This window comes from Pseudomonas parakoreensis, from assembly GCF_021602155.1.
GTDB lineage: Bacteria > Pseudomonadota > Gammaproteobacteria > Pseudomonadales > Pseudomonadaceae > Aquipseudomonas > Aquipseudomonas parakoreensis.
This window is the reverse complement of the sequence record NZ_BQHY01000009.1, coordinates 149,481-171,582: the sequence shown is the minus strand read 5'-3', so window position 1 is coordinate 171,582 and position 22,102 is coordinate 149,481. Positions and strand designations below refer to the sequence as shown.

Below are 22,102 nucleotides of genomic sequence, written 5' to 3'. Positions count from 1 at the left end.
CTGTGAAACATAGATCGTAACGCACCCTCCCTCGTGACTCGCAGCGGAGCATCGCTATTCAGAGCGTTCTGTTATCGTTCTAAAAGTAATTTAGTCGCTCTTAGCCATCAGCCTTCTGGGGAGCCGAGAATGGACACGACTCGACGCGTACCAGGCAGAGCCTACCAAACGGTTCGCGATCCCGAGCGTCTGCTCATTGAAGAGCGCGCCGAAGCTCTATCTGCTGCAGGCTACCCGCTGCCAGATGATGATCCGGCTATGTACGCTGAGCAATTGTTGAAAGAGGCCAGAGCGACACGACGACTACCGTGTTCAGATATTTGTCTTTCGTCCTGTGGGTCACAAGGTACTGACAACTAGGAAGTTAAGAGCTACCGCCCCTCATTTTTATCATCAAGGAAGAAAATGAAATACTCATTGCTTGAAGGCGCTCGTGTAGAGGCCACTCCAAAAGCACGTGGTGTTTGCAGTTTTTGTGGTTCCCAGACTGTCGCTAAATGCGGGAACCATGTCGTCTGGCATTGGGCTCATAAACGTTTGGACAATTGCGATCCGTGGTGGGAAACGGAAACGGCATGGCATCGCGATTGGAAGAATATGTTCCCAACCGAGTGGCAGGAAGTTGTGTTGCAAGCGTCCTCAGGGGAGAGACATATAGCAGATGTCCGAACGCCTTCAGGGATGGTTATTGAGTTTCAGAGATCGACGATACATCCTGAAGAGGTAATCGCGAGGCAAAACTACTATCAAAATATGATCTGGGTGATCGATGGCACGCGGACTGAGTTCGACAGGTACAACTTCAGAATGGGTTTGTCGAAAGTGTCGGAGAATGGACTGGCTTCATTTAGCTGGCATTCCCGCAGCAAGCTTTTTGCTCGCTGGTGGGTTTCCAAACCCGTGTTCATCGACTTCGGCCCCGATTTCGGTATATGGCGCGTCTTAAGATTCGATCCGACTCAAAAACGTGGAGTGGTGGCTTACACTCACAAGGAAAAGCTGGTCGAATGGATCACCAACGGCACCACCGATTTTAGCTTCAATGGAGGCCCGGCCTCTGATAAATCCGGTACGGCGGGTCAATAAAAACCGACCAAGTGTCTAGCGGGCATCTCTGTCCTTCGGGCTTCTTGCTGTTCTAGCTTGCAAATCAAACACCTTGAGACTACTTAGGGACGGGACGCTCATAAGGTGCTCTCAGGGTATGCCTATACCCGCAAGACACTTGCTGACTCATCATCGAGCTATGCTGGGTCGACATCAAGGAGTCCATGTAGATGCCCAGTGAATACTCGCTATCAGATGTGCTGGAAAGGATGTACCAAAATCAGCTCGCCCTTGAAGCTGCTCTCATGGAGCTGACCCTCCAGGTCGAAGCCCAGGGGCATGCGGAGGTCGGGGACAACGTTCGTGGCGCGCTCTACACAATTGGTGAGAACGCTGGTCATATCAAACAGGGTCTAGCCCGGCTCAAAAAGCTCCCATGAGGCAGCCACTGTTCGATTTTGATCTCAAACGCGTTTCCCGCACGCACTACATCACTGGCAAGGCCGCGATCAACTTTCCGCACGCTGGAAGCACTACAGGTGGGTGGCATTTTCTGTCCTACTTTGACCGAGAAGCAGGGGCGGCGAAGGTGTCCCTGGCAGGTATTCACTATCCAGACACCACCGGTTTTTTTGATCACGCGGGCGTCATTGACGTCACTGAACAACTAGCCAAGCTTGGTTGGTTTGCAGAGGGGCGACGACTCTTCATGGCGGATCACTACCGAGCAGCAGCGGACATGGTTGTGAAATGGGCCCTGAGTGAGTCCAGGCACTGCAATGTCGAGGTCGCTGAATGGTTTTCATCACCAGAGTGCAGGCAAGAGCTACTCATGCTTTTAGATTTAGGAAAACCGAAGCTTCTCGAAATGGGCAGACTGCAAAAAATGGAAGCCTGGCTAATCTCGCACTGATGTCAGCGCCGCCCTTATTTTCTAGCCGTATTCAGCTCCCGACACAGCCGGGAATGCCGCCTCGAATTTCGTCACTTAGTCTCAAGTGCTGCCTGGACAAACCGTCCAGAATCCCCAGAATCTGATCGTCATTGAGCGCAAATTTGGGCACAAACTCCATGCCGACCGGCAAGCTATCGTGAGGACACATCAGTGCTCCCTTACCCTCACCGAACTGCTGGCTGATGAAGGTTTTGAGGTTGCTTGGCGTTTTAGTGGCGTAGGCGCTTCGGAAGATCGACAGGTCGCAGAGGACACCTGCGAGCATTACCCAGGCGTGACCGTCCCACTTGGCGTCCACAAACTCTCCCTCGTAGGTTGCCCCTGGAATGTTCCCCCTGCATTCGAAAGCATACTGGCCGTTAATCAGCAGGTCTCCCAGGACGACAACTGCGGGTATCCCTTGAGATTTGAGAATTGCAGTGAAGCCAGCACTGACCATGACGCAAGAACCAAATGATGGAGGGATCGATTCGAGCGTTTGCCTAGCGGCACTAACGATCACATCAGGATCGGTAATTTGAAACTCCGCGTAATCGGTATAAGCCTGCGCGCCTCGGTCGCGGATGATAATGTCTACTAGAGTTGAAGGCACAAAGAGTCCTTGAGTATTTGACACCGGCTTGAAGGTATCTTTCATTGGGTTTTGGCAAAACTAGCCTTGCTGATTGCTTCAGCACAGGCGGAAAAATCTATGATGCTGACGACAGGCCGGAATTGCGACGGCGCTAATACCTGTAATCAACCCATAGATTGATACGATGCTTCACTGAGCGACTGCCAGCGCAGCACTCTCATCCTGATGTTGCACTGGGTTTGACGTATTTAAATCGAGCGTTGCCTGTTCTTGGATCGATAACACCTTAGCGAGCAACGTGTCGGTTGGCAGGTTGTCATATCGTTCCTCCAGCGTCTTACGCAAGCGCATCAGTCGCAGGTTAGCCGTGCCCACAAGTGCCCCATAAGTCGTTGCTCTGACTTGACCATATTTGCGCGAGTCATCACCTACAGTTTTCTCGGTACCCACTCCCGATGCAATTGACTGTCCGACCACCCAGGCCGTGACAAAGGGCGCGCCATTTACATATCCAGAATTAGCAATATCCTGCACATAACCGTCGGCCTGATTGACCTCGTCCCGCTTGATTTTGAATCCCCCTCTCTTCAGCTCGATCAGAAGGATGTTCTGCATCTGCGCGATGGTCGGGTCTTGCGGATCAAATCGCTCTATACCCACCAGCTGCACCATGCTGCGATCAGGCAAGACAACAACGTCTGGGCGTTTTTTCTCGTTCTGAAACGATGCGTCCCCGTCGCCCCATAGCTGTTTGGCTACGCTTCGCAATGTGGTGTTCGAACAGTATTCCACTGATTCGAACTCCGGGCCGAAAAGCCAGCGGGATCGCAGGATCAGTGGGTGGAGGGTGTGGAGCTCATCTGTGTTCGGATCCTCTGCCAGCCTAGCAATGGCCTCTATGACGCTCAGTCTGTCATCTATCTCATCCAACACGCGAAGTGCGTCTTTGACAGACCAATCAGCCAACAACGTATCGAGTCCCTCAACATCCTTTGTATCTAGGTTGGCGAGTTTATGAAGGAGCGCAGCCCCACTCTTGGACTTTTCCAGATTGATCACCGCTTTGACTGCTGTCGCCAAAAACTCCGGAGATACCATCGGATGCGCCTGAGCAACAGCTTTGGTAAATTCAGTGACTTCGAGCTGCGCCCCCTGGCCCAACGACTTGAGTTCAGCACGATTCTGGACAAGAGCGTCTTCTGAAGTGGACTCGACAACTTCTGCTGCTAACTCATCAGCAACCTGACTGATGTGGTCGGCTGTAGCCTGATACAACTCTTTTACTGCTGGCGTTGTACGAAATCCTGTCCAGTCCGCAAGTACGTGATCCTCGAAACCCAAAGTGTCGACGATGATCTTGTACCGTTTGGCGAATCGAGTTCGGCCATCGAAATTTGCTACCTGACCGATAGCCCATGTTGGATCACCGACAAGTCGATGATCTACCCAAAACGCAACGCCTTGATGAATCGATGAGTGATTCTGCTGAGTAGAATCAATAACGATCACCTTCGCCGTCCGCCCCTCACTGAGGGTCAGCGTGTGCGACCTGGCGTGCTGCTCAAGCTTTGCTAACGTCAGGGGGGTTCCATTAACTCGGATCTGAAATCCAGGATCGTGGATGAAGCGTGCTGCAAGAACGGTGATGATTTCTTCAAGGTCGGGCATTTTGCGATTGACTACAACCGACAACCTAGTGCCTTCACCCTCTCGCTCACTGAACTCTTCAGAGCGAACCACAAATGGACTCGGCCCTGATTCCGTACCCACGACAAATGTGCTGAGTATCCCATCTCGCCATGTTTCTACACGGTACTCATCCGCGAAACAGAGAAGTCCGTGGCGACCGACACCATTTCGGCCATAAGCTTTTCTGGCTTTACCATCCTTCCCTTTAGGAAACTCCACTTTCCAGCTTTGATGCTTCAGTCGGTTGTAGCGAAGCGTCATCCAACGCCGACTAAACTGTTTGGGCGTCATGCCATGACCATCGTCGATCACAGTCAAGGTGCCACCCAGTTCAGATGGAAGAAACAGTTCAACTAGACTTGCGCCTGCATCCCAAGCGTTCGCGACCAGCTCAGTAAGCGCCACCTGCGGTACATGGGCCACAGGCCCAAGCTCACGTAGAAGATAGTCCTCTTCAAACAAAGACAAACGACTAGATTCGTCGGACATGGACTTCCTCCTGGAAATTGCATAGCGCGGTTTGGGCTGGTAAGCGCAGTTTGTGCTGCTGATGCTACCTCAACGAATGGTGAGATGGGGAAGACTCGCACCCTCAGCGATCCAACTAACAATCCGGCGATTCAAGCTCCAATAAAGCGATATAGATGTGGACTCGAGAAGTGGAGCGCCTTGAAAACCGACTATGATGTCTCGGTGCATTGCCTAACAGGACGTCAAACAGCGCATGAATCTCCAGGCCCTTGGTGACAAGCTTCAACGCTACCGTATTCAGCTTCAGCGAACCGTTGACGAAGTCGCAGCTTTCACAGCAATCAACGTTGAGCGCCTGAGTAGTATCGAGAAAGGTGCGTTGGAGCCTACCGGAGACGAGGTGCTCATCCTTGCCGACTACTATCGATGCGACTTCAAATTCTTTATTTCAAACGAGCAGGTCGCCCCATTTGAGCAAACTGAAACGCTCTACCGGGCGCATGGCCGTGAGTTCTCGAAGGAAGATCGCTCTGCCATTCAAGAGTTTCTGTACATCTGCGAAACCGAAGAATTTTTAACCCAAGAACTCCGTGGTGCTGTCAGTACCTTTGCCTACACCCCACGGGGTAACTACTTCCTATCTCATGCCGAGGGCGCGGCAAAGGCATTTCGCCGGCAAATGGGTCATACAGACCGAGAGGTGCCCCGAGACATCTACTCCGAGTTTCGCTCAGTCGGTGTGCATGTGTTCCGGCGAAAGCTAGACAACTCCAAAATCTCAGGCCTCTTTGTGATGCACCCCGTCGCCGGCAAATGCATTTTAGTTAACTACACCGAGGACGTTTACCGACAGCGATTCAGTGCAGCGCACGAGATGGCTCACTGCATTTTTGATAGTGAAGAAGGAGCAAGCGTAACCATCCCGGGAGACAAAGACATCCGGGAGGTGCGGGCGAATAGGTTCGCCTCCTGTTACCTCATGCCTCCAGAAACGCTCAGCTTGCTTCCTGACCCAACTACTTGGTCTGAAGAGGAAGCTCAAGGATGGGCTAATAAGTTTCGAGTGAGCTGTGACGCCTTGGGTATAGCCTTGAAGGCCGCGAAGCGAGCCGACATTGATACCAGTCGACGAATCCGAGGTTACCGTGTTACTCGACAAGCCAAGATAGACCCCGAACTACCTGAGAGCCTCACCCTCCAGCAACGCGCGAGAAAAGTCGCTCTGCTCGAACGCGGTCTGTCCGACCATTACGTGAAGCTTTGCCTGGACGCACATAGCCAAGGCATCATCAGCCTCGGCAGGCTGGCCGAAGCTCTTCTCTGCGGCTATGGCGAACTGGCAGCACTTGCCTCTCTATATGGAAGGACAATACATGGCTATTGATCCATCGAAATTCCACAAGATCAATGTGGCCGACACCTGCTCGGTGTGGAACATTTTGTCTTCGCGCCGACTGTATGCGGCAGCTCAAGAAGCCAAGTGTGAGTTCTGCATGACTGGATTCGTCCTATACGAATGCCTGGTCAAGCCCCGCACAGCCGCCACCGAAGCAGACCTCGAGTTGAGAGAGCGCCTCAAGCAAGAGCAGACCAAGGGCAAATTCGCGTCCCATTCCTGCAGCATTGACGATCTCCAAGCCATCGCAGCCCTTGAAAGCCGAAAAAAACTCGGAAAAGGCGAGCTGTCGTCAATCGCCTTCGCAAGCAGAATCCGCCAAGCCTTCATCACTGATGATCGCAAGGCCAGAGCTCTCTCAGAAAGTGTTGCTCAAGCGATAACCCAGACAACGCCACACATGCATTCCTGGCTCATTTTCACCAATGTTCTTACAGATGCAGATCACCAGGTGGTTTTATCTCAACATATCGAAATGGGTGGCTCGCTGGCTACGCATCTGGAGACAGCTTACGGTATGGCGCTGCAGTGCCGGCTGAACATCCATGCTTCCAACAAGACACCAGATTTCGATGCCTTGCTTTGAAAAAGGCATACCGCAGAATGAGGGCGTTGAGGGCTGCGCCACTACTGCAGTAAGTGCGGGGAAAGATGGTGTTGGCCGTCTGACAATCGCAGAAACTGGCGAAGACTCGCACGCCCATTACCGTGCTGAAACGTCGCGATCACGTAGCGTGAATTCTCTGTGGTAAGTACCCAAAATCGGCCCTCGCGCTCCGCCTTAATCACGTCAGAAGTCCGGATCAGGTGACCGTCGCCGAACCGTCCATATTGGTCTTTGCGGTTGTGACCAAACACGACGCCTAATCCAGCACGAGCCTTTATGGATACTCCGCAGAGATAGGCTGTTATCGGTTTGTCGAAGCCTTGCGCCTGTGCTTTTAGGATTCGTGCAAGATCGAAATCTGTATGTCGTTTTCCATGAAGATTCACATCCACAGTGTTCAGCATAATTGCGCTCCTTTCGCAGCCAGTATGGCGTTACCAGGAAAACCACACGCAACCAACTGTGCTGGTATCGTGCAGGAATCTTGGTAAATCTCAGGCTGTACGAATCATGTTTGCGTGATAGATCGGACGAAGGTTGCTCAGCACATCAGTGTTGAAGCCAGGTTGGTGAGAGCTGTGGTATTTGGAGCCGGTCTCCACCTCTAGCAGGCACACAACACACTCGTTTTGGTCTTCACCAAGCGTCACTTTGGTCAGTTTCTCCATGCGCCAAACTCCCGTGCCATTCATGTGGGCAGGTGTGACTACTTGCACCTCTGTGATGATCGTCTCCGCGTCCTGGGAAATCAGCAGTTGCTGAAGCCGTGGTTCGCTGTCGATCATCAGAACCGCCTCTGAAATTCTGTCCTCGTACTTGGCCTGGACAGTTACGTGATACCAGTGATTACGAAGCACTTTGGATACCTGATGCCATTGGTACTGACCTTCACCAAACATACCTGGTAGACCGAGCATGTCGGCGTCGTGTGTTCTAAACATCGTATGTCCTTGGCCTGAACGGGCTCCGATATAGAGCGCAGTTAAAAGAGGGAGAAAACGTCTTTCAGGCTCGCGAGCTGTTCATGACCAGGGCCAATCAACACGTAAATAGAGTTTCTGGTCTCGAACGCAACACCGTCGTGGAGACCTGTGCACATGCTTGAACGAACCCAATCGCCGCGTTCGAAACGACCTTGGCTGTCCTCTGCCACGTTGTGAGCAAACAGGATCATCGGGAGCTGGCCCGCTGCTTGGCATTTGAAGAGTTCGTCGCGGGTGACTTCAATGCGAAATATTGTCCAGTCTCGAACCAAGCAGTAAGGCTTTTCGGGAAAACGTTGGTTCGCCAGCGCTCGTGCATCAGAGCTGCTCGACAGGCCTTCCAGTGGTGTACGTGGCCCCTTCATAAAGTCGGGTTCTACGACGCTAGCCATAAGGCTTCCCCTCAGTAATTACCATCAAATTGACAATTCAACTCTCTCTGCCCGCCGTTCACGATGGCTTGGCTGATCCACGACAGGGCTGCTTTTTCGTGGCCGTGGCGCATGGGTAAAGCTATTAAACCTCTAGATAAGCCCCAAGGCAATCATAACGAACCTGATTGGGCGTGTTATGAAGCGACTGGGTGTGGCTTTATCCTCAGATTTGGTTGGGGAAAATACCGATGGATGCGGCAGAAGCACTGGCTGTCGTGGTTCGTGGAATTCGCAGAGGCCAAGGTCTGTCCCAAGAGGACATCAACAATCTTGGGCGCTCTCATTTCAGCCGTATAGAGCGCGGAGAAGTCAGTATTGGACTCGACGTCCTGGTGAGGCTCGCCGGGATCCTAGACCTCGATCCGGCTACGCTCCTGCTGATGGCGACCTCCATGCAAAATCACGAGTCATTCAAGGACGGTCAGAAACGTCTTACGAAGCAACTCGCAAGAATTAGGAAGGCAGGGATCGATCTTGAGATTGAGTCGCAGGCTCGAACTGGAAAGCCACGTCCTGGGCGGCCAGCTCGTCCTGATGCGGCTAGAAATACCATTGAGGCCAATCGATTGAAGCAGTGGGGAATTTCTGTTGCTGAGATCGCGGAAAGGTTGGGGCTTTCTGAAGCGACTGTTCGTAGGTATTTGAAAACAACCAAGCCCGAACAGCCGTGACTTCTGGATGACCAGCACCAGGCTGAAAATGTCCCAAGAAGGTTTGCTGTGGAAGAGTGCTCTGCAACACCTTGGCCCGTAGGGCTTCATCACATCGTTGTCGAACTATGGACAAAGGCAGAGCCGCGAGCACGCGCAACCGTCGAGTACCTGGAAAGTCTTCACATTAGCAATGACGTGCTGAATATACTGAGAATTGCCCAAGCATCTGTCGGTGCGGTAGTACCTTACAGGCCACTAGAGCCAGACAGGATCGCGATCTATTCGGCTCACGCGGAGCATCTCGCCGACAAGTTGTTGAAGGCCATGCCAGTCGAAAAGCTGCCGCCCAGCTTGAAGGGGGCCAGGCTCGAGGTCGATCTAGGAATGTAGGTCGAGCAACGGGTGATTCATACATACTTCCAGAGGACACGCTGGAGCAGCCATCCTAGTAGAATTCGTCGAGCTGATTACGGCCCCCTTTGAGATGTTCTATGAACTCTGAATTAACTGAAGAAGAAATGCGTCGTGCGTTATTCGGTACGCCTCAGTCCGAGGAGCAGATGTCTGCTCCTGTAGTAGAGGAGCCAGTGGAAGAAGTTGTGCTCGCGAAACCGGTGGTCGCTCCAGCAGCCAAGAAGAAAGTAGCGAAAGCATTCACGCCCAGGTTGAGGGTCACGTTACGCGTTGGAAACGAGTTTGAAGGGAAAATGGTCGAGTTGATTCACGAGGCTGATACGTTGAGCTCATTGCTTGCTGAGCAGGAGGCTGTGAAGGCTGCTAGGAAGAAGTACAAGTACGTGGAAGTGGTATCGGTTAAATCCATGTAAATGCGCCAAATGACCTAATCGTGCAAAGGGTCGGCCCGTACATGGATCATTGATCAAACATCTTGCATGGCTAAAGGGCCTTCAGATCGCTTACATGCAACTGCTCTTGATGCCTCTTGATGCCATTGGCGCTGATGCTATAGGATCAGATCAGGAGATGGCATTCCTCCTTTAACCGCCTTCGTGCTGATGATGCCTACGTGAACCCTGGACAGGGTGCGTAGGTGCGTCTCCCTGTCCTCCATTTTAGGACAGGCTATGATCTTACCCTCCGAGTTTCCCTTTTCTTTCAGCGCGAGCCGCTTGCGAGTTAGTCCACTCAGGTCTGATGAGGTGGGCTCGCCATGCTGAAGTCATTAATGGTCATCGCCGTTGGCGCTTCACTTGGAGCCTGGTTGCGCTGGATATTGGGCATGAAACTGAATGCTCTGTTTCCTACGATTCCTCCAGGTACTGTGGTCGCGAACATGGTTGGGGGCTACATCATCGGCCTGGCCATCGCCTTCTTGGCCGCTTCCCCTACCCTTAGTCCAGAGTGGCGTCTCCTGATCATCACGGGCTTCTGTGGTGGGCTTACTACCTTCTCTACATTTTCAGCCGAAACGGTTGCCTTGATTCAGGAGGGCAGACTGGTATGGGCGCTTGGCTCAATTTCGTTGCACGTTGCAGGCTCGTTAGCGATGACCGCTGCCGGGCTTCTGTCCTACCAAATGATTGGTACTCGCTGAGGAGATAGAAATGAAAGGCTATATGGTCGTTTTCTTCACCCAACAAAACCGTCGTTATCAGGGAAAGATGCTAGGCGAATGGATCGTCGACGTGGCTAAAGAAATGGGGTTGCGAGGCGCCACGCTCTGCACCGGAATCGAAGGGTTTGGGCACACAGGAAAACTGCATTCATCGCACTTTTTTGAGCTGGCGGATCAACCCACGGAGATTCGCTTTGCAATCACGGAAGATGAGGCAAAACGATTGTTCAAACGATTGGACTCTGAGGAAATATCGGTGTTTTTCACGAAGACGCCAATCGAGATGGGCACCCTTGGAAAAACACCTTCCAGCTCAACACCCTCCACAACTTCGGAGCTATGAACATGAGCTACGCGGACATCCCAGCTGGCAACGCCATCCCCGATGACTTTTTCACCGTTATCGAGATTCCTGCAAACCACTTGCCGATTAAGTACGAAGTGGACAAGCCGAGCGGACAAATTTTTGTTGACCGCTTCCTCAGCACGCCGATGTTCTACCCGGCCAACTACGGGTTTATCCCGAACACGCTGAGCGACGATGGCGATCCGCTGGACGTCCTGGTGGTTTGCCTATATCCCGTCTCACCTGGAGTTGTCATCCGCAGTCGCCCGGTTGGTGTGATCTACATGACGGATGAAGCTGGTGCGGATGCCAAGGTGATCGCAGTGCCTCATGAAAAACTTAGTTCAATGTACACCGACGTGAAAGAGTGCTCAGACCTCCCTGCGTTACTCCTCGCACAGATCCAGCACTTCTTCGAAAACTACAAAGCATTGGAGCCGGGTAAGTGGGTGAAGATGGGGCGTTGGGGGAGCGCGGATGAGGCGCGGGAAGAGATTCGCAAGTCGGTAGCGGCGTATATCCCCAAATAGGCTTACTCCAGATTCAAATGCCACTGTCGTAGGATCGCGCTGAGGTGCGTGCATTTATGCTGGGCCTCAGTTGCTTCAATCATCAAATATCCGAGGAGCCACACGCCTGTAAAGAAGGATCGATGCTCGCTCGCCTAGTGAGGCTATGTGCTTGGAGCGCGCTCCTACGTTTCATGAGCGAGCCCGTGCCTGGGAACACACTGAAGGCTGATTAAGGCTCGGTGTAAATCGTTACAGGCTATGTGCCCTGCCGCGCTGGTAAACCTCGGATGTTAAAATAATCGCTTTGGATCAAAGCGCAAGGACACTGATGACTCATAGTAGAGCTCCCGCAGAAACCCCTAGAGCAGCCGCGATTCTGGCTCGCTTCCTATCGTCGGAATCCGCTGGCGGTCTTGTACTGATGGGCGCAGCACTCGCGGCCCTAATCGTGGCGAACTCGCCTCTCTCGCAAGGTTATTTTGCCGCCTTGCACAGTGTCTGGTTGGGCATGTCTGTGGAGCATTGGGTCAATGATGGCCTCATGGCCATCTTCTTCCTGATGGTCGGCCTAGAGATCAAAAGAGAGGTTCTGGCAGGTGGGCTTTCTACTTGGGGCCAGCGCGCCCTGCCGGGGTTTGGTGCTTTAGGTGGCATGGTTGTGCCTGCGCTGATCTACATCGCAATCAACTGGGGTAATTCTGAGACTTTGAAGGGGTGGGCTATCCCAGCCGCTACCGACATCGCATTCGCCTTGGGCGTCTTGTCGTTGCTGGGGAGGCGAGTCCCTACGTCGCTGAAGGTCTTCCTCGCCGCCTTGGCGATCATTGACGACCTGGGTGCTGTAGTCATCATTGCCTTTTTCTACACCTCTGGTCTTTCCATGCCGATGTTGCTGGCATCGCTTGCAACCTTGGCCATTCTGATCGCAATGAATCGATTGGGCGTCAGACGATTGTTCCCGTATCTGCTGGTAGGTGGTGTGCTGTGGTTCTTCGTGCTGCAATCGGGAGTGCACGCCACCCTTGCGGGTGTCGCTGTAGCGCTGTGCGTTCCAATGGGTAAGCCTGAAGAGGAAGCCCGGTCTCCACTGCTGTTCCTAGAAGAAAAGCTGCATATGTGGGTAGCGTTCGCTGTGGTGCCGATTTTTGGCTTCGCCAATGCGGGTGTTTCATTGGCCGGTATTTCGATGGAAAACCTAGTCGATCCGGTTCCGCTGGGTGTTGCGCTCGGCTTGTTGGTGGGCAAGCAGATTGGCATCTTCCTATTGGCTGCTCTGGCCATTCGTATGGGCTTGGCCAAACTGCCGGAAGGCAGCAATTGGGCACAGCTTTACGGCGTTGCGCTCTTGTGTGGCATCGGCTTCACCATGAGCCTGTTCATCGGAAACCTGGCGTTTGCTGGATCAGCTCACCTGATCGATGAGGTAAAAGTCGGCGTGTTGATTGGTTCGACCCTGGCTGCAATCGGTGGAGTCCTGATTTTGCGACGCAGCGCTGCGCCCGCCATTGTCGCCGCCACGGTTTCTAAATAAGCGTAAGCGAGCCGGCCACGGAGTTTCTCCCTGACAGAAATCCTGTGGCCGGAACATCGTCTCGCGAAGCGAGGTCATCGTGCTTTACGCCACAAGTTGCTGAAATATCCCCTCAAAGGCTGATTGGCGGCATCAACTCGGACGCGATTTTTTTCAGCATGAACGTTTCGCGCTGAATGAACTGCCCCATCGATGACTCCTGACGCTGCATCACGGCTTCATTATGCGTTATGGCTTCATGCAGGTTGATCTAGACAGGCCGCATACCATTAGCGATTTCGTGGCTTTCCATTCTTACGGGCGCTAGCTGGGGCGCGACTTCGCATTGATAAAAATGCGAGGTCATGTGCATCAGATCGTACTGTGGCTTCCAATAGGGCCGGTACTCCTCGATGTAACCGTAGTGCTGGAGCACCTGTATTTCACGGGCACCAGTCTCTTCCTCAAGCTCACGCTTCAAGCCTGTGACAATGCTCTCGTCACCATCAAGACCGCCTCCAGGAAAGCTGAAGTCGTTATAGCGCTCGGTGAACAGCAACAGGATCTGTTCATCCCGCATCACGATGCCGCGTGCTGCATGTCGACGGAATACTCTGCCCTGTTTGGATTTCAGCTCGGGGTGAACAATTTCAGTTATGAGTTGCATGTAGTTTCGTTACCGCAAGATCAGTTAGTCATCGTCCAGGGTGGCCACGGCATTTCCGCAATTCTGGAAATACTGTGGCCAGTGGCACTGGCTCAGCGAAGCAGCAATACGGGTAAAGTGGATGTCCGCAGCATCGTCGTGGTCGTGCTGCCTACAAGAAACTGCCTGATGCGTGAGTGCCCGTACGCACCCATGACCAGGAGGTCAATGCCATGCTCTGCCTGATACGCATGCAGTACCGACTCTACTTCGCCTGGGTGGATCTCGGCATGCACTAGCAGGCCAGAAGAGGCAAGTGTGGCTCGTGCTTTCTCCAGCTCGTTTTGATTTTCTTCAGAGTCCGTACCAACCATGACGATATGAATTGGCAGGCCCTCGCATAGCGGGCTTGAAGCAAGCATCTGTACGGTCTTGTGGCCTGCAGCGCTGCCGTCAAATGCCACCATGACCGTTTCAGGTTTTCTGAAATGGCTGGTTGTAATCAGGATGGGGCGGTGGATAGTTCGGACTACCGCTTCAATCTGGCTGCCAAGACTTTGGGCACTGCGCGCGCTGTCCTCACCGACTCTTCCAATCACCAGCAATCGAATGTCGTCTTGGAGATCGCTCAGGCTCTCGACGAGATGGCCGTGGCGCTGCTTCAGATCAGGTGACATGGCGCCAGAGATGACTGTTCGCTCGCGAGCTTTTTCAAGCATGTGCTGCCCATGCTCCAAGGCCAGTTTTGCACGCTGCGCATCCAGCGTGGCCAACTCCTCCAGTAGATGTTCTCTGCTACCGAGACCGATATTGCCGCTGAGGTCAGTGGATGCAGGATATTTCTCCTTATCCAGCACATGAAGCAAGGTCAGGGGAGCGCTGAGTCGTTGCGAGGCCCATGCTGCGTAATCGCAGACCGCCAGTGAGGATTGTGAGTTATCAATGCACGCCATTACGTGGGTCATTGTTGTTCTCCTTAGTGGCTCATGAGCTTGTCGATGGCACCGGGTTTGTCATGAACGCCGAAGCGGTCAACGATTGTTGCGCTGGCATCATTGAGACCTAGCACTTCAACCTCAGCCCCTTCACGTCGGAACTTGATCACGACCTTATCTAGGGCTGCGACGGCGGTGATATCCCAGAAATGCGCCTGTGTGAGATCGATGGTGACTTTGTTGAGAGCTTCCTTGAAGTCAAAAACTTCAGTGAACTTGTCCGCAGAGCTAAAGAACACCTGGCCCACGACGTGGTAAGTCCGATGCGATTCCGTCTCTTCCAGAGTGCTCTTGATATCCAGGTAGTGCCCAACCTTATTGGCAAAAAACAGCGAAGCTAGCAGCACACCTACCAGTACGCCGTAGGCCAGGTTGTGAGTAGCCACGACGACCACGACGGTCGCCACCATGACAAGGTTGGTCGACAGCGGATGCTCTTTCAGATTACGCAAAGAATCCCAGCTAAAGGTGCCGATGGACACCATGATCATCACAGCCACGAGTGCCGCCATAGGGATTTTGGAGAGCCATTCGCCAAGAAATACCACCATCAGCAGCAGGAAAACGCCGGCACACAATGTCGAGAGACGGGTGCGGCCACCAGATTTCACGTTGATGATCGACTGGCCGATCATGGCGCAACCTGCCATGCCGCCAAGCATGCCGGCAGCGATGTTGGCCACACCCTGGCCTTTGCACTCGCGGTTTTTGTTGCTGGTGGTATCGGTAAGGTCGTCGACGATGGTCGCGGTCATCATTGACTCGAGTAGACCCACTACGGCCAAGGCAGCCGAGTACGGGAAAATGATGCGCAGGGTTTCAAAGTTCAGCGGCACTTCGGGCCAAAGGAAAATCGGCAACGTATCCGGCAGTTGGCCCATGTCACCGACGGTGCGGATATCCAAACCGAGGTAAATGACGACGGCAGTCAGCGTCAGGATGCACACCAACGGTGACGGAATCAGCTTGCCGATCTTCGGTACGTATGGGAACAGGTAGATGATCCCGAGGCCCGCTGCCGTCATGGCGTAGACGCGCCAGGTGACATTCGTAAGTTCCGGCAACTGCGCCATGAAAATCAGGATCGCCAATGCGTTTACGAAACCGGTGACTACCGACCGTGAAACGAACCGCATCAACGAGCCAAGCTTCAGGTAGCCGGCAAGGATTTGAAGTACGCCACATAGAAGGGTCGCGGCCAGCAAATACTGAAGTCCGTGCTCTTTAACCAACGTAACCATGAGCAGTGCCATGGCGCCGGTAGCCGCCGAGATCATTCCGGGGCGCCCACCGACAAAGGCGATGACAGCACAGATACAGAATGAGGCGTAGAGACCGACTTTGGGGTCTACACCGGCGATGATGGAAAAGGCAATTGCTTCAGGGATAAGCGCGAGTGCGACCACTAACCCCGCGAGCACGTCGCCACGGACATTGGAAAACCACGTTTGTCTAAGTTTTTGCAGCATAGAAAATATCCAAGGCAAAGCATCGCGCACGCCAAGGGAACGGCGAGCGAATCGATACAAATTCAAATTTTGAGGATTTTTTGCTGTGTGCTTAAGGTGTAAAACCAGGCGTACAGCAGTGCGCACCCGCGAGCGAGGCTAGCGGAAGCAGGATGTTGCGAGGGGGCGTAGCGCTAAGGCGGCGTAGGCTGCCAGTAGATCGTTTGGAGTACAGTCATGCGAGTGTTCCTGTAGCTCAAGGGTATGCAGAGCAGGCAGTATACAGTAAATCCACCCTTGATCGCGACCCAGTGTCAAGCTCCACGAACATTTAATGCTAAAAGAGAGGTAGCTGAAGAGTTGGTTTTTGAGCAACGTCTAATTTGCAAGTATGGCTCTGTTACGGGTGGCAACGGTGAAAGCGGTAAGCATCTCGCGAGACCCGCTTAGAGCTCGAACTGGTTTTCGCTGAGTTGGTACATCATTATGAAACCAAGTTCTGATCCACTCGCAGGGCTAGCCGCGTATGCCTAAGGAAGGCCATCGGTTAGCCTATATACCGTTGGCTCCAAAGTATTTGGTTTTGTGCAGCAGTCATTTTGGGAGGGATGGATATTGGCAGCCGAAGATAGTGTAAAGGCCGTCACGACTGACTCCCCTTGGGCGGTTTTTCTGGTGTTTCTGCGCCTAGGGCTCACCTCCTTCGGAGGCCCGATTGCACATCTAGCTTACTTTCGCGAAGAATTTGTCGCTCGACGCCAATGGCTGAGCGAGCGTAGTTATGGGGATTTGATTGCTCTGTGCCAGTTCTTACCGGGGCCCGCCAGTAGCCAGGTTGGAATAGGTTTAGGACTATCTCGTGCCGGGGTTCCTGGAGCAGTAGCTGCGTGGGCAGGCTTCACATTGCCTTCGGCAACAATCCTGGTTTTATTCGCTCAGGGCATGTCCTCGTGGGGACGGGCTCTTCCGAGCGGTCTTTTACATGGTCTTAAAATTGTTGCAGTGGCTGTCGTTGCTCAAGCCGTCTGGGGAATGGGCCGTAGTCTTTGCACTGATGCCCCTCGAATAGCCGTCGCCGTGTTTGCTGCTTATGCTGCACTGCTTTGGCCGCATGCTTGGGGGCAGATTGGCGTGATTTTCTTCGGTGCCGTCATAGGATTGATGCTCTTCAAAACCCATCAGAGCCAAACTACGGAGTCTTTGCCGATATCGGTGAGCAGGAAAGTCGGTGCGGTGTTATTGCTGCTGTTCTTCGGCCTGTTAGCTGGCTTGCCATTACTGGTTCAAGTGTGGCCCTCTCAAGCGTTAGCTGTGGTAAACGTCTTTTTCCGTACTGGGTCATTAGTTTTCGGAGGTGGGCACGTTGTGCTGCCGTTGCTTCAGTCAGCTACCGTACCGAACGGATGGGTAGCCAATGACACGTTTCTTGCCGGATATGGTTTAGCACAGGCCGTACCAGGCCCGCTTTTTACATTCGCAGCATTTCTTGGCGCGTCCATGAATGCCCAACCTTCTGGTTGGCTCGGGGCTACCGCGTGCGTCGTTGCAATTTTTGCTCCTTCGTTCTTGCTCGTAATCGGCGTGTTGCCATTTTGGGAGCAACTGCGGAAAAGCTTACGCACCCAAGCCGCACTTTCAGGCGTAAACGCAGCAGTTGTAGGTCTTCTCCTGGCAGCCTTGTATAATCCAGTCTGGACGAGCGCCATATTGACTCCTACAGACTTTGGCTTGGCGCTGATAGCGCTTGTGGCTTTGATGTTCTGGAAGGTTCCTCCATGGTTGGTCGTCCTGGTGGGAGGTCTTCTCGGATGGTTACTCAGCATAGAGTTTTGAGGTCGGTTAAACAGATATGTGCTTGCCTCGAATTTTGGGTAGTCGCTGTGCCCACAATTTTTGCGACCGCGCTCAAGCAGACGTTGACTGCAACACACTGTTAAGCTCAGCGTGAGTGACTCCAGCGATCCTCCAACTCAGCCTGCTCATCAATCCCAGATACGTTCTACTTCTACAGGATGGCAATCCCACGGCGGATATCAAAGAGTCGAGCTACCGGTGCTCCGCAGGCCCGGAGCACCTAAACCCCACTTGAAAGTTGCGAACTACCTGATAAAAATTGATAGTTTATGCACGTAACGCTCCAGTAAAGAGGGCTATAACTACATTTGAAACTGCTTTACCAGCCTGTTCAACTCGACCGCTAGTTTTGTGAGTTCGGACGTTGCAATAGCTGTCTGACTTGAGCCCTCTGCCGCTTGATTTGAAAGATCACGGATACTCACCAGGCTGCGATCTACCTCCCTTGCAACCTGAGCCTGCTCCTCCGATGCGGTCGCAATCAAAACGTTGCGCTCAGTAATATTGTCGATAGATTCGGTAATCTCCACCAACGCGGAACCAGCGCCTTGAGCAGTGTCCAGTGTTTTCTGGGCTTGGGTGTTTGTGTGAGTCATTGCAGACACAGCAGACCCAGTGCCTTTTTGAATTGAGCTGATCATCTGCTCAATTTCACTGGTTGATTGCTGAGTACGATGAGCTAAAGCTCGGACTTCATCAGCGACTACTGCGAAGCCTCGACCCGCCTCACCCGCACGAGCGGCTTCGATAGCCGCATTCAACGCAAGAAGATTGGTTTGTTCGGCGATAGCGCGTATCACATCCAAAACCTTGCTGATGTCGGTGGCCATTACGGCGAGCCCTTGTACCTCTTGGGATGCGTCTTCAACATTTGCGACCATCAGGCTGATGGCCTGCACGGTTTCATCGACGCGTGCACGACCAGCCAACGCGGCGGAGTTGGATCGATTGGCTGCTTCAGAGGCTTGCGAGGCATTTCTAGCTACCTCTTCTACCGCTGCACTCATCTCAGTGACGGCAGTGGCTGCCATTTCAACTTCGTTATTTTGACGCAGCATGCCTTTATTTGCGTCTTCGGTGACAGCATGCATTTCTTCAGACGTCGAAGCCAACTGGTTGGAGGAATCAGATATCAAAGAAAGGGTATTTCGTAGACCATGCTGCATTACACTTAAAGCTCGCATAAGTCTAGCCACCTCATCGTGTCCTTGAGCTTCGATAACTCCGGTGAGATCGTTTTTAGCAATGCGCTCGGCAATAGCTAGTAATTGGCTGATCGGGCTGGTAATACTCCGGGTGTACATCAAGGCCAGTGCAATAGCTGCCAAGGTACTTATCAATATAAATGCCCCAACGATTAACTTAGCTTGCTCATAAGTTTGACTCGCCTCCTCCCCGGCTCGTTTAGCTTTGTTATTATTAACGTCTATCATTTCTTCGATATGGCCTTCAACAGCATCAGCAGATTGTTTCATCGACTCGCTGGAAAGCTTGACTGCCTCATCTAAACTTCCTGAGGAAATTAGAGATAAGTATTGATCTTGAACAGTTTGATAGCTGGCAAGGCTTTTTGAAAGCTCATCAATTTTCTGCTTGCCTATCGGGGTTACGATTAGAGGTTGCAAATTCGTCAGCGAATTCTGGATATTAACTCTAGCCTTATTTAATTCCTCTAGAGCTTGAGTTTTGCGACTTGCGGGCTCTACAGGGTTGCGCAACCGTAGCGTTGCTACCTCTGATGCTTACAAACTCCCTGTCAATTATCCCAAGTATGGATATGCTGGGAACAACATTCGTTTCAACGAAACTTTCAGAATCCTTCAAACTTGACGTCTGCTTAAGGGCGATGATCCCAAGTGCAATAATCATAAGGCAAAAGAAACCAAAGCATAGAGCCGAGCGCGGAGCAAGGTTGAGTTTGCGCAGTATCATAATTAGAGCCTCGTGTGAATTATCAGCAATGTCGTCAATCGCCACGCGAGCTTGAGCACCGTTCGTCGGGCAATTCAATGTAGCTCGAGAAGGCTGGCCTTCTATTTTAGATATTATGTTTCTGAATGTGAGCATTGAGGATTTATGCGGAGGCGTCGACCGAAATAGGATTTAGGGCATGCTTCATTTGAACATATAGAAATTTTAAATTAGCGCTTACCAAGTAATAACCTAGTAAATCATTTATAGGGTATTCGCATTGCATATGAGTGCTTTCGCCATCACCCAGTGAGGTATTTTCACTTGCTTCACTATATTCAGAGCGGCGAGTGTTAATTCGATCAATGTAGACCAGGCAAGCTCCGCCCAATCTCCATAAGCCACCATTCACAGATCAAATGAGGCGACACTTCGAATTTCATACACGACGACTTTGGCGTCATTACCAGCGATTCGTAGATTGCCCAGATGATGGAGCGTTGGAGCAAACCCAGTAAACAATATGATGGTATCGAAAAGCGTCTCGTAGTTCGATGTGCACTCTCCGGTTGGGGATGGGTTTGAGGGGAAATTATTGAGTTGATTCACTAGGCTGATACGTTGATCTCGTTGATTGCTGGGCAAGCGGCTCTAAAGGCTACTAAGAAGAAATGCAAGTATGTGGACGTAGTTCCGACCAAATCGTTGCAGACGCCCCATCTGCCCTACTTAGGCGAATGGCAGCGCCCGTAACATTTCTCTATCTCGAGCATGTCCAAGGCTGATCTAAAAAGGGTAATGTTCAGCTTTCGAATCAGGGACGACATACATGGCTTTGAAAATCCGTACGGCGGCGGTAGCAGATGCTGTAGCCATACAGCGCATTTACGCCCCCATCGTTTCTAAAACAGCGATCTCCTTCGAAGAGATTCCGCCAAGCGCTGAGGAAATCGCTCAGCGAATAGCTACAACGCTTCAGACATATCCCTACCTTGTGGCCGAAGACGGTGGGGAGATCAAGGGCTACGCCTATGCCAGCCAGCACCGCGCACGTCCGGCCTACAGGTGGGCGGTGGACGTGACGGTATACATAGCTGAATCGGCTCGCCGACAGCGCGTTGGCCGTAAGCTTTATGAGACTTTGCTTCCTATACTTGAAAAACAGAGATTTCGCGCAGCTTACGCTGGAATTGCTCAGCCCAATGAAGGCAGTGTGGGTCTGCACGAGTCGCTGGGATTCGTCCATATCGGTACATATCCGGAGGTTGGCTTCAAGCTTGGGAAATGGCACGACGTCGGCTACTGGCGGCTCGGACTGTGCCAGGCAACTCCGCCACTGGAGCCTATTCTCTTCCCCCAGCTGGAAGTCGCATTACAGTAGGCTCACTCGATTTGCGTTGCGAGCCACTAGGATTCGCTTATGAGATAGCTTTGCACTTGCTTGACTACATCTCGAGCGGTGCGGGTTACTCCGATCAATGTCGCAGAGGCGAGCCCCGTCCAATCGCCGTAACCCACCAGCCACAGATTGGGTGAAGCAACACTCCGGTTTTCGTTCACAGCCACTTTGCCATCCTGGCCTACAATGCCCAAGCTGTTTAGGTGGTCGAGCGCTGGGGAAAACCCAGTGCACCAGATGACGACATCCGCCGTTGTTTCGCCTCCTGATGACCAGACAACGCCTGTTGAAGTGAAGTGCGTGAATGGCCGTACTGCGCTCAATACACCGCGTTCACGAGCGTCCTTCACCGATGGCACCATTACGATGTCGCCCAGCCCCCCAGCGGGTTGTTCAGGCTCCACACCTTCCTGTTGCGCCTTCAATCGAGCAGTAGCTCGTTCGAACAGGACGCGCCCATCAACCTCATCAGGTAGAAACTTTGGAGCCTCTTGAGTCACCCAGGTTGCCTGAGCCACTTTAGATACCTCGGCGTAAATCTGGGCTCCCGAGTTGCCGCCACCCACGACAAGGACGGTTTTCCCCTCAAACTCATCCGGCCCAACGTAATGAGCGGAATGAAGCTGCTGCCCTACGAACAACTCCTGTCCGGGATAGCTTGGGGTAAATGGGCGGCTCCAGGTGCCTGTTGCACTGATAACTGCTTTGGCATCCCAGTATCTATCCCCGGAGACAACCCGTAATCCTTCTTCGATTTTCTCGACACGGGTCACCCTGGTGGATCGGATGATGGGGAAGTCATATCGACGCTCGTACAGAGTCAGATAGTCGATAACATCATCACGTTGAGGCGTTTCTTCTGATACGGCAGGCATCGGCCAGCCCGCAATCGAGCTCCACGCCGATGGAGAGAAGAGTCGCAGCGAGTCCCAGCCATGCCGCCAGGCTCCTCCTGGTGCCGACTCCGCATCGAGCAGCACGTAAGACAAGCCTGACCGCTTCAAAAAATAGGCGACTGTGAGCGCTGATTGACCACCGCCAATGACCACAACATCAAGTTTCGAATTCTGACTCACCAGCATCCTCCAGGCTCAAT

Annotated in this window: 22 protein-coding genes, 1 pseudogene and 1 riboswitch; of the genes and pseudogenes, 13 read left to right on the top strand and 10 right to left on the bottom strand. The window is 52.6% G+C overall.

The window, feature by feature from the left end; translation table 11 throughout:
• Positions 1-405 precede the first annotated feature (405 nt).
• The 3 genes from L6D63_RS16030 to L6D63_RS16020 all read left to right on the top strand — a co-directional run bounded on the left by L6D63_RS16030 (position 406) and on the right by L6D63_RS16020 (position 1,960).
• Positions 406-1,086 carry a competence protein CoiA gene (locus L6D63_RS16030; protein ID WP_033898335.1) on the top strand — a complete coding sequence of 227 codons (681 nt, stop codon included), beginning with the start codon at positions 406-408 and terminating at the stop codon, positions 1,084-1,086.
• 191 nt (positions 1,087-1,277) lie between these two features.
• Entirely contained in the window at positions 1,278-1,487 is a 210-nt protein-coding gene (locus tag L6D63_RS16025) for a hypothetical protein (protein WP_127649286.1), read from the top strand.
• A complete protein-coding gene (locus tag L6D63_RS16020; RefSeq protein ID WP_131670605.1) occupies positions 1,484-1,960 on the top strand; it encodes a hypothetical protein in 477 nt (158 codons plus the stop codon). Before L6D63_RS16025 ends, L6D63_RS16020 begins: the two co-directional genes overlap by 4 nt.
• Before the next feature lie 31 nt (positions 1,961-1,991).
• Here L6D63_RS16020 and L6D63_RS16015 read toward each other — a convergent pair whose 3' ends face one another.
• Together L6D63_RS16015 and L6D63_RS16010 are read right to left on the bottom strand one after the other, a co-directional pair.
• Positions 1,992-2,639 carry a transglutaminase-like domain-containing protein gene (locus L6D63_RS16015; RefSeq protein ID WP_131670604.1) on the bottom strand — a complete coding sequence of 216 codons (648 nt, stop codon included), beginning with the start codon at positions 2,637-2,639 and terminating at the stop codon, positions 1,992-1,994.
• 126 nt (positions 2,640-2,765) lie between these two features.
• Positions 2,766-4,754, bottom strand: a complete 1,989-nt coding sequence (locus L6D63_RS16010) for an ATP-binding protein (RefSeq protein WP_131670603.1) — start codon at positions 4,752-4,754, stop codon at positions 2,766-2,768.
• A 235-nt stretch (positions 4,755-4,989) separates the two neighbouring features.
• Between L6D63_RS16010 and L6D63_RS16005 the strand changes: the two genes are divergently transcribed.
• Positions 4,990-6,120, top strand: coding sequence for an XRE family transcriptional regulator (locus L6D63_RS16005; protein WP_131670602.1), 1,131 nt, complete (start codon positions 4,990-4,992; stop codon positions 6,118-6,120).
• Positions 6,110-6,718: a hypothetical protein gene (locus L6D63_RS16000; RefSeq protein WP_131670601.1), complete on the top strand. Its 609-nt coding sequence runs from the start codon at positions 6,110-6,112 to the stop codon at positions 6,716-6,718. The genes L6D63_RS16005 and L6D63_RS16000 overlap by 11 nt, the downstream gene beginning before the upstream one ends.
• 41 nt (positions 6,719-6,759) lie before the next feature.
• Here the strand turns inward: L6D63_RS16000 and L6D63_RS15995 are convergent, their stop codons facing one another.
• The 3 genes from L6D63_RS15995 to L6D63_RS15985 all read right to left on the bottom strand — a co-directional run bounded on the left by L6D63_RS15995 (position 6,760) and on the right by L6D63_RS15985 (position 8,114).
• Complete coding sequence (locus L6D63_RS15995; RefSeq protein ID WP_131670600.1) at positions 6,760-7,143, bottom strand: hypothetical protein; 384 nt, start codon at positions 7,141-7,143, stop codon at positions 6,760-6,762.
• Between the two features lie 90 nt (positions 7,144-7,233).
• Positions 7,234-7,656 carry a hypothetical protein gene (locus L6D63_RS15990; protein ID WP_236170355.1) on the bottom strand — a complete coding sequence of 141 codons (423 nt, stop codon included), beginning with the start codon at positions 7,654-7,656 and terminating at the stop codon, positions 7,234-7,236.
• Between the two features lie 65 nt (positions 7,657-7,721).
• A complete protein-coding gene (locus L6D63_RS15985) occupies positions 7,722-8,114 on the bottom strand; it encodes a DUF6957 family protein (protein ID WP_131670598.1) in 393 nt (130 codons plus the stop codon).
• Positions 8,115-8,344: 230 nt separating this feature from the next.
• On the opposite strand from L6D63_RS15985, the gene L6D63_RS15980 reads away from it, so the two are divergent.
• The 6 genes from L6D63_RS15980 to nhaA all read left to right on the top strand — a co-directional run bounded on the left by L6D63_RS15980 (position 8,345) and on the right by nhaA (position 12,774).
• Entirely contained in the window at positions 8,345-8,827 is a 483-nt protein-coding gene (locus L6D63_RS15980) for a helix-turn-helix domain-containing protein (protein WP_131670597.1), read from the top strand.
• A gap of 473 nt (positions 8,828-9,300) precedes the next feature.
• Entirely contained in the window at positions 9,301-9,636 is a 336-nt protein-coding gene (locus L6D63_RS15975) for a hypothetical protein (protein ID WP_131670596.1), read from the top strand.
• Between the two features lie 144 nt (positions 9,637-9,780).
• Positions 9,781-9,842, top strand: a riboswitch (Fluoride riboswitch).
• A gap of 138 nt (positions 9,843-9,980) precedes the next feature.
• Positions 9,981-10,364, top strand: a complete 384-nt coding sequence (gene crcB, locus L6D63_RS15970; RefSeq protein ID WP_017337059.1) for a fluoride efflux transporter CrcB — start codon at positions 9,981-9,983, stop codon at positions 10,362-10,364.
• Between the two features lie 10 nt (positions 10,365-10,374).
• Entirely contained in the window at positions 10,375-10,728 is a 354-nt protein-coding gene (locus L6D63_RS15965; protein ID WP_131670595.1) for a DUF190 domain-containing protein, read from the top strand.
• Between the two features lie 2 nt (positions 10,729-10,730).
• Entirely contained in the window at positions 10,731-11,261 is a 531-nt protein-coding gene (gene ppa, locus L6D63_RS15960) for an inorganic diphosphatase (RefSeq protein ID WP_131670594.1), read from the top strand.
• A 310-nt stretch (positions 11,262-11,571) separates the two neighbouring features.
• Entirely contained in the window at positions 11,572-12,774 is a 1,203-nt protein-coding gene (gene nhaA / locus L6D63_RS15955; RefSeq protein WP_106115699.1) for a Na+/H+ antiporter NhaA, read from the top strand.
• Positions 12,775-12,886: 112 nt separating this feature from the next.
• Here the strand turns inward: nhaA and L6D63_RS15950 are convergent.
• The 3 genes and pseudogenes from L6D63_RS15950 to L6D63_RS15940 all read right to left on the bottom strand — a co-directional run bounded on the left by L6D63_RS15950 (position 12,887) and on the right by L6D63_RS15940 (position 15,863).
• A pseudogene (locus L6D63_RS15950) lies at positions 12,887-13,420 on the bottom strand (NUDIX hydrolase).
• 92 nt (positions 13,421-13,512) lie between these two features.
• Positions 13,513-14,364, bottom strand: a complete 852-nt coding sequence (locus L6D63_RS15945; protein WP_131670593.1) for a universal stress protein — start codon at positions 14,362-14,364, stop codon at positions 13,513-13,515.
• 11 nt (positions 14,365-14,375) lie between these two features.
• Positions 14,376-15,863 (bottom strand): SulP family inorganic anion transporter, encoded by a 1,488-nt coding sequence (locus L6D63_RS15940; protein WP_131670592.1) that lies wholly within the window; start codon positions 15,861-15,863, stop codon positions 14,376-14,378.
• 591 nt (positions 15,864-16,454) lie between these two features.
• Here L6D63_RS15940 and chrA point away from each other — a divergent pair.
• Complete coding sequence (gene chrA, locus L6D63_RS15935; protein WP_372242223.1) at positions 16,455-17,675, top strand: chromate efflux transporter; 1,221 nt, start codon at positions 16,455-16,457, stop codon at positions 17,673-17,675.
• 323 nt (positions 17,676-17,998) lie between these two features.
• Here the strand turns inward: chrA and L6D63_RS15930 are convergent, their stop codons facing one another.
• Positions 17,999-19,414: a methyl-accepting chemotaxis protein gene (locus tag L6D63_RS15930; protein ID WP_372242222.1), complete on the bottom strand. Its 1,416-nt coding sequence runs from the start codon at positions 19,412-19,414 to the stop codon at positions 17,999-18,001.
• 1,022 nt (positions 19,415-20,436) lie between these two features.
• Here L6D63_RS15930 and L6D63_RS15925 point away from each other — a divergent pair.
• The gene (locus tag L6D63_RS15925; RefSeq protein WP_131670590.1) at positions 20,437-20,988 is read left to right on the top strand and encodes an arsinothricin resistance N-acetyltransferase ArsN1 family B; all 552 of its coding nucleotides are present in this window, start codon (positions 20,437-20,439) and stop codon (positions 20,986-20,988) included.
• Between the two features lie 26 nt (positions 20,989-21,014).
• Here the strand turns inward: L6D63_RS15925 and L6D63_RS15920 are convergent, their stop codons facing one another.
• The gene (locus tag L6D63_RS15920; protein ID WP_131670589.1) at positions 21,015-22,088 is read right to left on the bottom strand and encodes an ArsO family NAD(P)H-dependent flavin-containing monooxygenase; all 1,074 of its coding nucleotides are present in this window, start codon (positions 22,086-22,088) and stop codon (positions 21,015-21,017) included.
• Positions 22,089-22,102: the final 14 nt, after the last annotated feature.

Bases quoted from the DNA above. Each gene is read 5' to 3' on its own strand.
- L6D63_RS16030 (WP_033898335.1), top strand. From the start codon at position 406: ATGAAATACTCATTGCTTGAAGGCGCTCGTGTAGAGGCCACTCCAAAA.
- L6D63_RS16025 (WP_127649286.1), top strand. From the start codon at position 1,278: ATGCCCAGTGAATACTCGCTATCAGATGTGCTGGAAAGGATGTACCAA.
- L6D63_RS16020 (WP_131670605.1), top strand. From the start codon at position 1,484: ATGAGGCAGCCACTGTTCGATTTTGATCTCAAACGCGTTTCCCGCACG.
- L6D63_RS16015 (WP_131670604.1), bottom strand. From the start codon at position 2,639: ATGAAAGATACCTTCAAGCCGGTGTCAAATACTCAAGGACTCTTTGTG.
- L6D63_RS16010 (WP_131670603.1), bottom strand. From the start codon at position 4,754: ATGTCCGACGAATCTAGTCGTTTGTCTTTGTTTGAAGAGGACTATCTT.
- L6D63_RS16005 (WP_131670602.1), top strand. From the start codon at position 4,990: ATGAATCTCCAGGCCCTTGGTGACAAGCTTCAACGCTACCGTATTCAG.
- L6D63_RS16000 (WP_131670601.1), top strand. From the start codon at position 6,110: ATGGCTATTGATCCATCGAAATTCCACAAGATCAATGTGGCCGACACC.
- L6D63_RS15995 (WP_131670600.1), bottom strand. From the start codon at position 7,143: ATGCTGAACACTGTGGATGTGAATCTTCATGGAAAACGACATACAGAT.
- L6D63_RS15990 (WP_236170355.1), bottom strand. From the start codon at position 7,656: ATGCTCGGTCTACCAGGTATGTTTGGTGAAGGTCAGTACCAATGGCAT.
- L6D63_RS15985 (WP_131670598.1), bottom strand. From the start codon at position 8,114: ATGGCTAGCGTCGTAGAACCCGACTTTATGAAGGGGCCACGTACACCA.
- L6D63_RS15980 (WP_131670597.1), top strand. From the start codon at position 8,345: ATGGATGCGGCAGAAGCACTGGCTGTCGTGGTTCGTGGAATTCGCAGA.
- L6D63_RS15975 (WP_131670596.1), top strand. From the start codon at position 9,301: ATGAACTCTGAATTAACTGAAGAAGAAATGCGTCGTGCGTTATTCGGT.
- crcB (WP_017337059.1), top strand. From the start codon at position 9,981: ATGCTGAAGTCATTAATGGTCATCGCCGTTGGCGCTTCACTTGGAGCC.
- L6D63_RS15965 (WP_131670595.1), top strand. From the start codon at position 10,375: ATGAAAGGCTATATGGTCGTTTTCTTCACCCAACAAAACCGTCGTTAT.
- ppa (WP_131670594.1), top strand. From the start codon at position 10,731: ATGAGCTACGCGGACATCCCAGCTGGCAACGCCATCCCCGATGACTTT.
- nhaA (WP_106115699.1), top strand. From the start codon at position 11,572: ATGACTCATAGTAGAGCTCCCGCAGAAACCCCTAGAGCAGCCGCGATT.
- L6D63_RS15945 (WP_131670593.1), bottom strand. From the start codon at position 14,364: ATGACCCACGTAATGGCGTGCATTGATAACTCACAATCCTCACTGGCG.
- L6D63_RS15940 (WP_131670592.1), bottom strand. From the start codon at position 15,863: ATGCTGCAAAAACTTAGACAAACGTGGTTTTCCAATGTCCGTGGCGAC.
- L6D63_RS15925 (WP_131670590.1), top strand. From the start codon at position 20,437: ATGGCTTTGAAAATCCGTACGGCGGCGGTAGCAGATGCTGTAGCCATA.
- L6D63_RS15920 (WP_131670589.1), bottom strand. From the start codon at position 22,088: ATGCTGGTGAGTCAGAATTCGAAACTTGATGTTGTGGTCATTGGCGGT.